Origin of the sequence: Streptomyces sp. NPDC059166 (assembly GCF_042755185.1) — a bacterium.
GTDB lineage: Bacteria > Actinomycetota > Actinomycetes > Streptomycetales > Streptomycetaceae > Streptomyces.
In genome coordinates this window covers 137,338-150,459 of sequence record NZ_JBHZCI010000004.1, presented here as the reverse complement: position 1 = coordinate 150,459, position 13,122 = coordinate 137,338, and the positions used below count along the sequence as shown (strand labels likewise).

The 13,122-nt window shown below is 72.9% G+C and carries 13 protein-coding genes; 3 read left to right on the top strand and 10 right to left on the bottom strand.

Going from position 1 to position 13,122, the window contains the following annotated elements:
- Positions 1 to 14: 14 nt before the first annotated feature.
- On the top strand, positions 15 to 830 hold the full coding sequence (locus ACFXOA_RS04730) for an alpha/beta fold hydrolase (RefSeq protein ID WP_385022471.1): 816 nt from the start codon (positions 15 to 17) through the stop codon (positions 828 to 830).
- Between the two features lie 272 nt (positions 831 to 1,102).
- Here the strand turns inward: ACFXOA_RS04730 and ACFXOA_RS04725 are convergent, their stop codons facing one another.
- The 9 genes from ACFXOA_RS04725 to ACFXOA_RS04685 form a co-directional block, all read right to left on the bottom strand.
- Entirely contained in the window at positions 1,103 to 1,705 is a 603-nt protein-coding gene (locus tag ACFXOA_RS04725; protein WP_385022468.1) for a TetR/AcrR family transcriptional regulator, read from the bottom strand.
- A complete protein-coding gene (locus tag ACFXOA_RS04720; protein WP_385022465.1) occupies positions 1,693 to 2,448 on the bottom strand; it encodes an enoyl-CoA hydratase family protein in 756 nt (251 codons plus the stop codon). The genes ACFXOA_RS04725 and ACFXOA_RS04720 overlap by 13 nt, the downstream gene beginning before the upstream one ends.
- Positions 2,449 to 2,690: 242 nt before the next feature.
- Positions 2,691 to 4,268, bottom strand: coding sequence for a 4-coumarate--CoA ligase family protein (locus tag ACFXOA_RS04715; RefSeq protein WP_385022462.1), 1,578 nt, complete (start codon positions 4,266 to 4,268; stop codon positions 2,691 to 2,693).
- 82 nt (positions 4,269 to 4,350) lie between these two features.
- Positions 4,351 to 5,517 carry an acyl-CoA dehydrogenase family protein gene (locus ACFXOA_RS04710; RefSeq protein ID WP_385022459.1) on the bottom strand — a complete coding sequence of 389 codons (1,167 nt, stop codon included), beginning with the start codon at positions 5,515 to 5,517 and terminating at the stop codon, positions 4,351 to 4,353.
- Positions 5,517 to 7,487, bottom strand: coding sequence for an acetyl/propionyl/methylcrotonyl-CoA carboxylase subunit alpha (locus ACFXOA_RS04705; RefSeq protein ID WP_385022456.1), 1,971 nt, complete (start codon positions 7,485 to 7,487; stop codon positions 5,517 to 5,519). The genes ACFXOA_RS04710 and ACFXOA_RS04705 overlap by 1 nt, the downstream gene beginning before the upstream one ends.
- Positions 7,488 to 7,495: 8 nt before the next feature.
- Entirely contained in the window at positions 7,496 to 9,091 is a 1,596-nt protein-coding gene (locus ACFXOA_RS04700) for an acyl-CoA carboxylase subunit beta (protein WP_385022453.1), read from the bottom strand.
- Complete coding sequence (locus tag ACFXOA_RS04695; RefSeq protein ID WP_385022450.1) at positions 9,088 to 10,884, bottom strand: acyclic terpene utilization AtuA family protein; 1,797 nt, start codon at positions 10,882 to 10,884, stop codon at positions 9,088 to 9,090. Before ACFXOA_RS04695 ends, ACFXOA_RS04700 begins: the two co-directional genes overlap by 4 nt.
- Positions 10,881 to 11,687: a TIGR03084 family metal-binding protein gene (locus ACFXOA_RS04690; protein ID WP_385022448.1), complete on the bottom strand. Its 807-nt coding sequence runs from the start codon at positions 11,685 to 11,687 to the stop codon at positions 10,881 to 10,883. The genes ACFXOA_RS04695 and ACFXOA_RS04690 overlap by 4 nt, the downstream gene beginning before the upstream one ends.
- Before the next feature lie 112 nt (positions 11,688 to 11,799).
- Positions 11,800 to 12,165, bottom strand: a complete 366-nt coding sequence (locus ACFXOA_RS04685) for a signal peptidase I (protein ID WP_385022445.1) — start codon at positions 12,163 to 12,165, stop codon at positions 11,800 to 11,802.
- Between the two features lie 95 nt (positions 12,166 to 12,260).
- On the opposite strand from ACFXOA_RS04685, the gene ACFXOA_RS04680 reads away from it, so the two are divergent.
- Together ACFXOA_RS04680 and ACFXOA_RS04675 are read left to right on the top strand one after the other, a co-directional pair.
- Complete coding sequence (locus ACFXOA_RS04680) at positions 12,261 to 12,503, top strand: CopG family transcriptional regulator (RefSeq protein WP_362541121.1); 243 nt, start codon at positions 12,261 to 12,263, stop codon at positions 12,501 to 12,503.
- Positions 12,500 to 12,934, top strand: a complete 435-nt coding sequence (locus ACFXOA_RS04675; protein WP_385022442.1) for a PIN domain-containing protein — start codon at positions 12,500 to 12,502, stop codon at positions 12,932 to 12,934. Before ACFXOA_RS04680 ends, ACFXOA_RS04675 begins: the two co-directional genes overlap by 4 nt.
- Positions 12,935 to 12,949: 15 nt before the next feature.
- Here ACFXOA_RS04675 and ACFXOA_RS04670 read toward each other — a convergent pair whose 3' ends face one another.
- Positions 12,950 to 13,120 (bottom strand): hypothetical protein, encoded by a 171-nt coding sequence (locus tag ACFXOA_RS04670; RefSeq protein WP_362672180.1) that lies wholly within the window; start codon positions 13,118 to 13,120, stop codon positions 12,950 to 12,952.
- Positions 13,121 to 13,122 lie beyond the last annotated feature (2 nt).

Genomic DNA, 13,122 nt, shown 5'->3' with positions numbered 1-13,122 from the left:
TTAGGGTGAGCGGCATGAGCCACTTCTCACGGGCCGGGTGCACCTTGCACTACGACGACCGGGGGCCGTCCGACGGCCTGCCGGTCGTCCTCGTCCACGGCCACCCCTTCAACCGCACCATGTGGGCACCGTCCGCCGAGGCGCTGGCGAGGGACGGGCACCGCGTGATCACCCCCGACCTGCGGGGATACGGCGACAGCGACGTCACCCCCGGCAAGGTCCTCCTCTCCGTTTTCGCGGAGGACATCGCCGCCCTGCTCGACCACCTGGGCCTGGAGCGGGCCGTCGTCGGCGGTGTGTCCATGGGCGGCCAGATCGCCATGGAGTTCCAGCTCCGGCACGGGCACAGGGTGCTGGCGCTGGTGCTCTCCGACACCTCCGCGCCCGCCGAGACGGACGAGGGCAAGGCGTTCCGCAACGCCCTGGCCGACCGGCTTCGGGCGGAGGGGATGGACGGATACGCGGCCGAGGTGATCGACAAGATGCTCGCCCCGTACAACGTCACGGAACAGCCCGAGGTGGCGGAGCGGGTGCTGGGCATGATGCGGGCCACGGACCCGGAGGGTGCCGCCGCCGCCCTGCGGGGGCGGGCCGAACGCCCCGACCACCGTGACACGCTCGCCGCCGTGAAGACGCCGGTACTGATCGTGGTCGGCGCCGACGATCCCTACACCCCGGTCGGCGACGCCGAGGACATGCGCCTCCTGGTCCCCCACGCCACGCTGGCCGTCATCGAGCGGGCCGGCCATCTGCCCGGGGTGGAACAGCCCGGACCCTTCAACGCCGTGCTGCTGGAATTCCTCCGCGCCCGGGTGGCCGACCGTAGGTGAGGGCGCGGCCCCCGAGGCCGTGTCGCGGCGGGTGGGCGGAGCCGGGAGAGGCCCGTGTCGCGGCGGGTGGGCGGAACCGGGAGAGGCCCGTGCCCCGGGCCTGGCCGGCCTGCCCTTCTCCCCGTCAGCTCCACCCCGGCCGCTCACCGCGAGCCGTCGAGCGGGCGCATGCCGTCCGCCGGGCAAGGGGCGGGCCGTGTCCGCGGGAGGCGGCGGCGCACGCCGCGGCCGGTGGCCATCGCCCCGCGCCTGCCGCGCTCACGGGCCGCAGGTCAGCCCAGCGCCCCGTCCAGCAGCACCGCCCACTGCTCGACGACCCTGCGGCGCCGGGCCGTGTCGTCGGTGAGGACGTTGGCGAGGCCGAGTCCGCGGGCCATGTCCAGGAGGCCCTGCACGGTCTCGCGTACCCCCGGACGGGTCTCGTCCGCGCCGAGGAGTTCGACGGCGATGCGGTGGGTCTCCCGGCCGACGCGCGCTTCGAGTTCGGTGACCCGGGGCCTCAGCTGCGCCTCGTTGGAGGCGGCTACCCAGAGCTGGAGCGCGGCGCGGAACAGCGGCCCGGTGTAGAGGTCGACCAGTGCGGTGATCACTTCGGTCCGGCCCTGGACGGGCAGGGTGAGCAGGGCGGCCGAGCGTTCCTCGGCGACGTACTCGACGGCGGCGGTGAAGAGGTCCTCACGGGTGGGGAAGTGGTGCTGCGCCGCGCCCCGTGAGACTCCGGCGCGCTCGGCGACGACGGAGACCGTGGAGCCCGCCCAGCCGTGTTCGGCGAGGCAGGCGACCGCGGCTTCGAGCAGCCGTTGGCGGGTGGCGCGGCTGCGGTCCTGCTTGGGGGACTTCGCGGCGGGGGGTCTGGGGGGCGTCACAGCACCCATGGTGGATCCCGTCGTTCCAGGAAGGCCGTCATCCCCTCCCGTGCCGCGTCGGAGGCGAAGAGCGCCGCGGAGCGGGCGATGAGGTCTTCGGCGTGACTGTCGAAATGCCTCAGCACACTAGCCGTGACCAGCTCCTTGGACGCCCTCAGCCCCTGGGGTGAGGCCCGGCGGAGTCCGTCGAGCACCGGTACGAGCGCCTTGTCCACGTCGTCGGCGGCGGCCCCCGTGGTGCCTGCGGCCAGCGTGACGAGCCCGATCCGGGCCGCCTCGGCCGCGTCGAAGCGTTCGCCGGTGAGGTAGTAGCGGGACGCGGCGCGCGGGTCGAGGCGGGGCAGCAGGGGCAGGGAGATCACGGCGGGCGCGAGGCCGAGGCGGGACTCGGTGAGGGCGAAGGTGGCGTCGGGCCCCGCCGCGGAGATGTCGCAGGCACCCAGGAGTCCGAGCCCGCCGGCCCGGACGTGCCCGGTCACCCGGGCGACGACGGGTTTGGGCAGGGCGACGATCGCGCGCATCAGGGCGACGAGCGCCGCCGGTTCGGGTGGCGCGGTCAGGTCGGCGCCCGCACAGAAGGTGGTGCCGGTGTGGGTGAGGACGACGGCCCGCACGGTGTCGTCCTCGGCGCAGCCGGCCAGCGCCTCGGAGAGTTCGCCGACGAGCGCGGCGGAGAGGGCGTTGCGGTTGGCCGGGGAGTCCAGGGTGAGGGTGGTGATGCCTCGGTGGTGGACGGGTGGTGCCAGGGTCATCGCTGCCTCTCACGGTGACGGACGGATACTGCCGGGCTCATCGCCGCCTCTCCCGGCGACGGACGGATACTGCCGGGCTCATCGCCGCCTCTCCCGGCGACGGACGGATACTGCCGGGCTCATCGCCGCCTCTCCCGGCGACGGACGGGTATTGCCGGACCCCTCGGGCCTCTCCCGCCGGTGGCCGAGAGGCCCGAGGCCGTCGGGCCCCCCGGTGGCGGGGCGGGCGGGTGCCGGCGGGGTCATCGCGGTTTCTCCCGGTCGCGCAGTTCCCTGCGCAGGATCTTGCCGGACACCGCGCGGGGCACGGCCTCGATGAACTCGGCCCGTCTGACCTTCTTGTACGGGGAGACCCGGTCGGCGACGTACGCGATGACGTCCTCCTCCGTCAGGTCCTCCGCACCGGCCTGGCGGACCAGGTAGGCCTTGGGGACCTCGTTGCCCTCGGCGTCGTACACCCCGATGACGGCGGCGTCGGCGATCGACGGGTGGGTGAGCAGCAGTGCCTCCAGGTCGGCGGGGGCGACCTGGTAGCCCTTGTACTTGATGAGTTCCTTCACCCGGTCGACGACGTACAGCCAGCCCTCCGCGTCGGTCCTGCCGACATCCCCGGTGTGCAGCCAGCCCTCGTCGTCGATCATGGCGGCGGTGGCGTCGGGGCGGCCGAGGTAGCCCTTCATCACCTGGGGTCCCCGGATGAGGATCTCGCCCTCGGTGCCGGGGGCGGCGTCGATGCCGGGGTCGGTGAGCGAGACGATCCGCATCTCGGTGCCGGGCAGCAGCTTCCCCACGGCTCCGGGCGGCGGGTTCTCCGCGTCCAGGGGGACGACGTGGGTGCCGGGCGAGAGTTCCGTCATGCCGTACGCCTGCCGTACGGCGGGGACGCGGAGCCGGCTGGAGCAGGCGGCGGCGAGCGAGGCGTCCAGCGGGGCGGCGGCGCTGACGATGTACTCCAGCGAGGAGAGGTCGTAGTCGCCGACGAGGGGGTGCTTGGCGAGAGCCAGGACGATCGGCGGGGCGACGTACAGGCCGGTGATGCGCTGGGTCTGGATCGTCTCCAGGAACTGGGCGAGGTCGAAGCGGGGCAGGACGACGACCGTGGCGCCGTACCGGAGGGGGCCGTTCATCAGGGCGGTGAGGCCGTAGATGTGGAAGAAGGGGAGCACGGCCAGGATGCGGTCGCGTTCGCCGAGGGGGACGAACGGGCGCAGCTGCTCCAGGTTGGTGGCGATGGAGCGGTGGGTGAGCATGACGCCCTTGGGGGTGCCGGTGGTGCCCGAGGAGTAGGGCAGTACGGCGATGTCCTCGGCCGGGTCGAAGGCGATCTCGGGTTCGGGTGCGGTGGAGCCCAGCATGTCGAGGACGGAGGTGTGGCCCTCGGCCTGGTCGCAGACGTAGATCTCCTCGATCCCGCCGGCGAGTCCGGCGGCCCGGCGGGCGACGTCCAGGAGCGGGGAGACGGTGACGATCCAGCGGGCGGCGGAGTCCGTGAGCTGTTTGGCGAACTCCTCGGGGGTGGCGAGCGGGTGGATGGTGGTGACGGTGGCTCCTGCCCGGGTCGCCCCGTAGAAGACGGGCGGGTAGGCGATGGTGTTGGGGCTGTGCAGGGCGAGGACGTCGCCCTTGCGCAGTCCGGCCGCGGCGAGGTGGGCGGCGATGCGCCGGTGGAAGGTGTCGAGCTGGGCGTAGGTGACGGTCGTCCCGTCGGTGCCGTCGATCAGTGCGGGGGTGTCACCGAAGCCGGCGGCGTCCCCGAGGACGGCTTCGTGGATGGGGGTTTCGAGGGGCTGGACGTCTGCGTACTCGCTGTGGAACACCATGGCGGTCCCCTTCGACGCGGGTGGAGAGCCAGAATCGCCCGTGCGGGGGCGTATGGGGAGACCCCGGGCACGACCGACCGGGTCAGTACGACTTCGGCAGGCCGAGGGTCTGGTGGGAGACGTAGTTGAGGATCATCTCCCGGCTGACGGGCGCGATACGGGAGACGCGTGCGGCGGTGATGAGGGAGGCGAGTCCGAACTCGGTCGTCAGGCCGTTCCCGCCCAGGGTGTGGACGGCGGTGTCGACGGCCCTGACGCAGGCTTCGGCGGCGGCGTACTTCGCCATGTTCGCGGCCTCGCCCGCGCCGATGTCGTCACCGTCGTCGACGAGTTTCGCGGCCTTCTGCATCATCAGACGGGCGAGTTCCAGCTCGATGTGCGCCCGGGCGAGCGGGTGGGCTATGGCCTGGTGGGCGCCGATGGGGGCGCCCTTCCAGACGGTCCGGGTCCTCGCGTACTCCACGGCCTTCTGCACGGCGTAGCGGCCCATGCCGATGGAGAAGGCGGCGCCCATGATGCGTTCCGGGTTGAGCCCGGCGAAGAGCTGGAGGAGTCCGGTGTCCGCCTCCTCGCCGACCAGGGCACCGGCGGGCAGCCGGACCCCGTCGAGGACGAGCTCGAACTGCTTCTCGGCCGCCTGGAGTTCCATCTCGATCCGGGTGCGGCTGAAGCCGGGGGTGTCCCTGGGGACGATGAAGAGGCAGGGCTTGAGCCTGCCGGACCTGGCGTCCTCGGTGCGGCCGACGATCAGGGTGGCGTCGGAGATGTCCACCCCGGAGATGAAGACCTTCCGGCCGTCGAGCACCCAGTCGTCCCCGTCGCGGCGTGCGGTGGTGGTGATGCGGTGGGAGTTGGAGCCGGCGTCGGGCTCGGTGATGCCGAAGGACATGGTCAGGGAGCCGTCGGCGAGGCCGGGCAGCCAGGCCCGCTTCTGGGCCTCGGTGCCGAAGCGGGCGATGACGGTGCCGCAGATCGCCGGGGAGACCACCATCATCAGCAGAGGGCTTCCCGCCGCTCCGAGTTCCTCCAGGACGATGGAGAGTTCGGCCATGCCGCCGCCCCCTCCGCCGTACTCCTCGGGCAGGTTGACGCCGAGGTAGCCGAGCTTGCCTGCCTCCTCCCAGAGCTCGCGGGGGTGCTCGCCCTTGCGGGCCAGGCCGGTGGAGTAGTCGCGTCCGAAGCGCTTGCCGAGGGCGGCGACGGCGGCGCGCAGGGCCCGCTGTTCTTCGGTCTCGAGGATGGTGCTCATCAGGTCGTCTCCTCCTGGTCGGCGGATGGCTGCGCGGGTGCGTCCTGTACGACGGCGAGCAGTGCGCCGACCTCGACCTGGAGTCCGGGGGCGGCGTGGAGCGCGGTGAGGGTGCCGGAGGCGGGGGCGAGGACGCGGTGTTCCATCTTCATCGCCTCCAGCCAGACGAGCGGCTGCCCGGCCTCGACGGGTGACCCGGGGGCGAGCCCGTCGGCGAGGCGGACGACGGTGCCGGGCATCGGGGCGAGCAGGGACCCGGGCTCGGGGCGCCCGGTGGGGTCGGTGAAGCGCGGAAGGACGGTGAAGGCGTACGAACCGGAAGCCGTGTCCACGTGGACGCGGTCGCCGTGGGTGGCGAGGGTGAACCGCCGGGTCACCCCGCCGGTCTCCAGGGTGACGGCGTCCGGGTGCACGGTGACCACACGTTCGCCGGTCTCCGGGAGCGGGGTGCCGTCCCGGCCCCTGCGGTAGGCGATCTCGTACGTGGTGCCGTCGGGCTCACCGCGGTAGCCCCTGGTCTGCGGCTGTGAGGGGAGGTTGCGCCAGGCGCCGAACCGGGCCGGCCCGCTCGCGGCCGTGCTCACCGCCGAGGCCAGCGCGGCGGCGGTGGCGGCGAGGCGGCGCGCGGACTCCTCGTCCGGGGTGCCGGTCGCCGTCAGGGCGGTCAGGTGCCGGTCGTAGAAGCCGGTGTCCAGGCGTGCGGCGGCGAAGTCCGGGTGGCGCAGGGAGCGTACGAGGAGGTCCCGGTTGGTGACCGGGCCGTGGATACGGGCGCGTTCGAGGGTCCGGGCGAGGAGGCGTACGGCCGCGGCCCGGGTGGGGGCGTGGGCGATGACCTTGGCGAGCATCGGGTCGTAGTGCACGCCCACGGTGTCGCCGCCCGTGTATCCGGTGTCCAGGCGCAGACCGGGTGCCTCAGGTACGTCGAACGAGAGCAGCGCTCCGGTCTGCGGCTGCCAGTCACGTGCCGGGTCCTCGGCGTACAGCCGGGCCTCGACGGCGTGGCCCTTCGGCTCGGGCGGGGTGGCCGAGGGCAGCGGCTCCCCCTCCGCGACGCGCAGTTGCAGGGCGACCAGGTCGAGGCCGTGGACCGCCTCGGTGACGGGGTGTTCGACCTGGAGGCGGGTGTTCATCTCCAGGAAGTACGGGCGCCCTTCGGCCGACAGCAGGAACTCCACCGTTCCCGCCCCCCGGTAGCCCACGGCCCGCGCGGCCGCGACCGCCGCTCCGTGGAGGTGTTCCCGCAGCCCGTCCTCCAGGCCGGGCGCGGGCGCCTCCTCGATCACCTTCTGGTGGCGGCGCTGGAGCGAGCAGTCGCGGGTGCCGAGCGCCCAGACGGTTCCCTGCCGGTCGGCCATGACCTGCACCTCGACGTGCCGGCCCCGCTCGACGTACGGCTCCGCGAAGACCTCGCCGTCGCCGAAGGCGGAGGCCGCCTCGGCGGACGCGGCGGTCATCTCCTGGGGCAGGGCGTCCAGTTCGCGCACGATCCGCATCCCCCGCCCGCCGCCGCCCGCCGCCGCCTTCAGCAGCAGGGGAAGGTCCGCGGCGGTCGCGCCCTCCGGATCGACCGGGGTCAGGAGGGGGACTCCGGCTGCCGCCATCAGTTCCTTGGCCCGGGTCTTGGAGGCCATCAGCTCGATGGCCTTCACCGGCGGCCCCACCCAGACGAGGCCGGCGTCCTGGACTGCCCGCGCGAATCCGGCGTTCTCGGAGAGGAAGCCGTATCCGGGGTGCACGGCGTCGGCACCGGCCGCGAGGGCGGCGGCCACCACCAGGTCGCCCCGGAGGTAGGTGTCGGCGGGCGCCGCTCCCGGCAGGCGTACGGCGGTGTCCGCCTCCCTCACGTGCAGGGCGCCCGCGTCGGCGTCGGAGTACACGGCGACGGTGGCGATGCCCAGTTCGCGGCAGGTGCGGAAGATCCGGCAGGCGATCTCGCCCCGGTTGGCGACCAGCAGTGCGGTGATCATCCTCAGCCTCACATCCGGAAGACGCCGAAGCCGCGCGCGCCTTCGACCGGTGCCGTGTGGATCGCGGACAGGCACATCCCGAGGACGGTCCTGGTGTCGCGGGGGTCGATGACCCCGTCGTCGTAGAGCCGCCCCGAGAGGAACATCGGCAGCGACTCCGACTCGATCTGCTGCTCGACCATGGCGCGCAGCCCGGCGTCGGCCTCGTCGTCGTAGGGCAGGCCCTTCGCGGCGGAGGAGGCGCGGGCGACGATCGAGAGGACGCCCGCCAGCTGCTGGGGGCCCATGACGGCGGACTTGCTGCTGGGCCAGGCGAAGAGGAACCGGGGGTCGTAGGCGCGGCCGCACATGCCGTAGTGCCCGGCGCCGTAGGAGGCGCCCATCAGGACGGAGATGTGCGGGACCTTGGAGTTCGCCACCGCGTTGATCATCATCGCGCCGTGCTTGATGATGCCGCCCTGCTCGTACTCCCTGCCGACCATGTAGCCGGTGGTGTTGTGGAGGAAAAGCAGCGGGATGTCCCGCTGGTTGGCGAGCTGGATGAACTGAGCGGCCTTCTGGGACTCCTCGCTGAAGAGCACTCCCTGCGCGTTGGCGAGGACGCCCACGGGATAGCCGTGCAGCCGCGCCCAGCCGGTGACCAGGCTGGTCCCGTAGAGCGGCTTGAACGCGTCGAAGTCCGAGCCGTCGACGAGCCGGGCGATGACCTCGCGGGGGTCGAACGGGGTCTTCAGATCGCCGGGCACGATCCCGAGCAGCTCGTCCTCGTCGTACTTCGGTGGTTCGGCGGGCCCTGGATCCGGTTGCGCCTTGCGCCAGTTGAGGCGGGCGACGACACGGCGGGCCTGGCGCAGGGCGTCGTGCTCGTCGAGGGCGTAGTGGTCGGCGAGACCGGAGGTGCGGGCGTGCATCTCGGCTCCGCCGAGGGACTCGTCGTCGCTCTCCTCGCCGGTGGCCATCTTCACCAGGGGCGGACCGCCGAGGAAGACCTTGGACCGGTCCTTGATCATCACGGTGTGGTCCGACATCCCGGGGACGTACGCGCCTCCGGCCGTGGAGTTCCCGAACACGACCGCCACGGTGGGGATTCCGGCGGCGGAGAGCCGGGTGAGGTCACGGAAGAGCGCCCCGCCGGGTATGAAGATCTCCTTCTGGGAGGGCAGGTCGGCTCCCCCGGACTCCACCAGGGAGATGCAGGGGAGCCGGTTGGCGAAGGCGATCTCGTTGGCGCGCAGGGCCTTCCTCAGGGTCCAGGGGTTCGATGCCCCGCCGCGCACGGTCGGGTCGTTGGCGGTGATCAGGCACTCCACGCCCTCGACGACCCCGATGCCGGTGACCAGCGACGCCCCCACCGCGTAGTCGCTGCCCCAGGCGGCGAGCGGGGAGAGCTCCAGGAAGGGGGTGTCCGGGTCGACGAGCAGCTCGATCCGCTCGCGCGCCAGGAGTTTCCCGCGCGCCCGGTGGCGTGCCACGTACTTCTCGCCACCGCCCGCGAGCGCCTTGGCGTGCTCGGTCTCCAGCTCGGCGAGCTTCGCGAGCATGGCCTCGCGGTGGGCGGCGTACTCGGGGCCCGCGGTGTCGAGCGCGGTGGGCAGGACGGTCATGCGTGCACCTCCGGGTCGGCGGGCGACTGCGCGGGCCCAGGGCCGGTGTCGGCGGGCAGCCGCACGGGGTCAGCGGCGGCTTCGGCGGCCGGCGGCACGGGTCCGGTGTCGGCCGGCAGCTGCACGGGGACGGTGACGTGCCGGGAGCGCAGCCACTCCCCCAGCGCCTTGGCCTGCGGATCGAAGCGGGCCTGCGCGGCGACCCCTTCGCCGAGGAGGCCGTGGACGGTGAAGTTGAGCGCCCGCAGCCCCGGCAGGACATGGCGTACGACGCTCAGCCCGGCCGTCTCCGGAAGGAGTTCCCGGAAGCGGGCGACGGTCAGTTCGTGGGCGAGCCACCGCCAGGCGTCGTCCGAGCGGACCCACACCCCGACGTTGGCGTCTCCTCCCTTGTCGCCGCTGCGGGCCCCCGCGATCCGCCCGAGGGGGACGGATCTGGTCGGCCCGGCGGGCAGCGGTTCGGGCAGGGCCGGCTCCGCGACCTCTTCGAGGTCCCGGTACGGCCCGGCCGCGGGGACGGCCTCCCGTGTCCCGTCGGGCAGCACGGCGATGTGCTCGACCTCGCCGGCCGGTACGTAAGCGGCCTCGAACACCCCGTACGGGGCGCCCTTGCCGGGTGGGGCGGTCACATGGAAGCCGGGGTAGCTGCCGAGCGCCAGCTCGACGGCGGCGCCGGAGACCGCCCGGCCGACGGCCTCGGCGTCCGGGTCGCGCACGACGAGCCGGAGCAGGGCGCTCGCGGTCTCCTCGGTGTCCGCGTCGGCCCGGTCGGTGCGGGCGAGCTCCCACCGCACCTCGGCGGGGGCCGCGCCCGCGCGGTCCAGGGCGTCCGCGAACTGCGCCCGCACCAGGCGGGACTTGGCCTCGACGTCGAGTCCGGTGAGGACGAAGACGACCTCGTTGCGCCACCCGCCCAGCCGGTTGAGGCCGACCTTCAGCGTGGGCGGCGGCGCCTCTCCGCGTACGCCGCTGATCCGCACCCGGTCGGGGCCTTCCTGCGCCAGGGTCACGGTGTCGAGCCGGGCGGTGACATCGGGTCCGGCGTATCGCGCCCCGCCGGTCTCGTAGAGCAGCTGCGCGGTGACGGTGCCGATGTCGACGGCTCCACCGGTGCCGTCGTGCTTGGTGATGACGCTGCTGCCGTCCCGGTGGATCTCGGCGAGGGGGAATCCGGGTCGGCGGACGTCGTGGTCGCCGAAGAAGGCGTAGTTGCCGCCGGTCGCCTGGGTGCCGCACTCCAGGACGTGCCCGGCGACGACGGCTCCGGCGAGCGCGTCGTGGTCCTCCGGCCCCCAGCCGAAGTGGGCGGCGGCGGGCCCGGTGACCAGGGCGGCGTCGGTCACCCGCCCGGTGACGACGATGTCGGCGCCGGCCCGCAGGCAGGCGGCTATTCCGCCGCCCCCGAGGTAGGCGTTGGCGGTGAGGTACCCCTCGGGCACGGATCGGCCGTCGCCCTCCACGTGCGCGACCCGCACCGGCACACCGGTCCGCTCGGCGAGCTCCCGTACGGCCTCGGCGAGTCCGGCCGGGTTCAGCCCGCCGGCGTTGGTGACGATCTTCACGCCGCGCTCGTGGGCGAGCCCCAGGCTCTCCTCCAGCTGCCGCAGGAAGGTCGTGGCGTATCCGCGCTTCGGGTCCTTCAGCCTGCTCCGGCCCAGAATGAGCATGGTGAGTTCGGCGAGGTAGTCGCCGGTGAGGACGTCCAGCGGCCCGCCGGTGAGCATCTCGCGTACGGCGTCGAAGCGGTCGCCGTAGAAGCCGGACGCGTTGCCTATCCGCAGCGGCCGGGTCACCGGTCGGCCTGCCGGGGGCGCCCGGGTCCGGCGGGGCCGGCGAACGCCTGGGCGATGTCGAGCCACTGCCCGGCGTCCGCGCCCACCGCCTCGACGGCGAGGTCGTCCCGGTGGGCGCGCTGGGTGACGAGGAGGCAGAAGTCGAGGAGGGGGCCGGTGACGCGCTGGGTCGCGTCCTCGGGGCCGTACACGGTGAGCCCGCCGTCCCCGGCGAGGAGTTCCACCCGGAACTCCTCGCCGGGCGGCCGCAGTCCGCGTACGACGTAGGCGTAGTCCCGGGCCCGTACGCCGATCCGAGCGACATGCCGCAGCCGGGCGGTCGGTGTCCTGGTCACCCCGAGGGCGTCGGCGACGTCCTGGCCGTGGGCCCAGGTCTCCATGAGCCGGGCGGTGGCCATCGAGGCGACGCTCATGGGCGGCCCGTACCAGGGCAGTTTCGTCCCGGCGGGCGCCGCCCGCAGGGCCTCCTGGAGCCGGGCCCTTCCCGCCCGCCACTCCACGAGCAGCGCCGCGGGGGTGAGCGCGGTGACGGCCGCCTCGGCCGCCTCGTCGACGAAGCTGTCGGGGGCCGCCAAAGCCTTCTCCACCTCGGCGGAGAAGGCATCGGGCTCGGTGGCGGCCACCAGGGCCACCTCGTCGGTCCAGTTGAGGTGGGCGATCTGGTGGGCGACGGTCCACCCCTCGGCCGGTGTCGGCGAGGCCCATTCGTGGGCGCTCAACCCGGCCACCAACTGGTCGAGTTCGTCGCTCTCCTCACGCATGTCGTCGAGCACGGCGGCGGTCACGGCCGATGCGTCGGGCACGGTGCGCTCCCCTCGGGGCGTGGCGGTGTGCCCGGGAGCATGCCAGCGCCCCACGAAACAAGCAAGCATGCTTGCATGATTTTATGAGCCGCCTGTGTCCGGTGGGCGGGGATCAGCCGCCCGCGCGGTATCCGGGGACGGACGGCCAACGCACGGTCAGCACGACGGACGCCTCCTCGGCGCACCAGGAGTGGTCGACGCCCCGCCCCCACACGACGTAGTCCCCCTGCCGCGCCAGCAGCACGTCCCGCCCGGGGAAGCGCATCCGGAAGCGCCCGCCGACCAGCACGAGCAGCGCCGTGCGCTCCTCACCCCTGACCCACTCGGCACGCTCCTCACCGGGCGGATGGACACCCCACTTGATCTCCAGGGCCTCACTGTGGCGGGGGTCGGCGGGGTCCTTGAAGTGGCCGAGCAGCCAGCCTTTGTCCAGCGCCGCGTCCGTGCCCGCATGCCCCACGTACACGCCGTCGTCCATGGGCCCGAACGTAACAGCCGGGCCTCCCTGGCCATGAGAGGCCGCCTCGTCGTTACCACCCTGCCCTACGTAGGGCAGGGTGGTAACGTGACTGCATGATAAAGACAACCGTGTACCTCCCTGAGGAGCTGGAAGTACGCCTGGACGCCGAAGCATCGGCCACGGGGGTCAGTAAGGCCGAGCTCATCAGGCGAGGTATCGCCTTGATCCTCGATCACGCAGAGCGCCCCAAGAGGAGCAACGACCTCCCGGTCTTCGACAGCGGGCGCCCCCTTTCACCCGAGGCCATGGACGACGCGGTCTACGCGCACATCAAGGAACGAGCCGCACGGCGTTGATCATCGTTGCCGACACCTCCGCCCTTTACGCGGCGTTCGATGCCGCGCAGCCGGAACACCCCGGAGCCGCCAAGATCCTCGCCGACGAGGCTCTGGCGATCTCCCCGCTGGTCGTCACAGAGCTGGACCACCTCGTCCACCGGGATCTCGGCTTCTCCGCCACCATGCAGGTGATGGAAGCACTCAACTCGCGGATGGCGGACGGCCAGTACAGGCTCGCCGACCTCAAGCCCGCCGACCTGAGAGCCGCACACGAGGTGCGTCACCGGTACGCAGGGCTGCGGCTGGACCTCGCGGACGCGGTCGGCGTCGTCCTCGCCGACCGCTACAGGACCGATCGCATCTTCACCCTCGACCAGCGGGACTACCGGGCGATCACACCCCTGACGCCCGGCCTGACCGCGTTCCGCGTCCTTCCGGCCGACAGCTGAACCACCGACCGCCCGCTACTCCGCCCGCTCACCCTCCGCCTGCGAAGGCTCGGTGCGGGGGACGTCGGGATGCGTCTCGGGGGCCTTGCCCCGGGTGACCGGCTCGTCGCCGCGTTCACCCTCGGCCTGCGAGGGTGTGTGCGAGTACAGCCCGTCGTACTCGTCCGTTCCCTTTGCGGATCCCATGG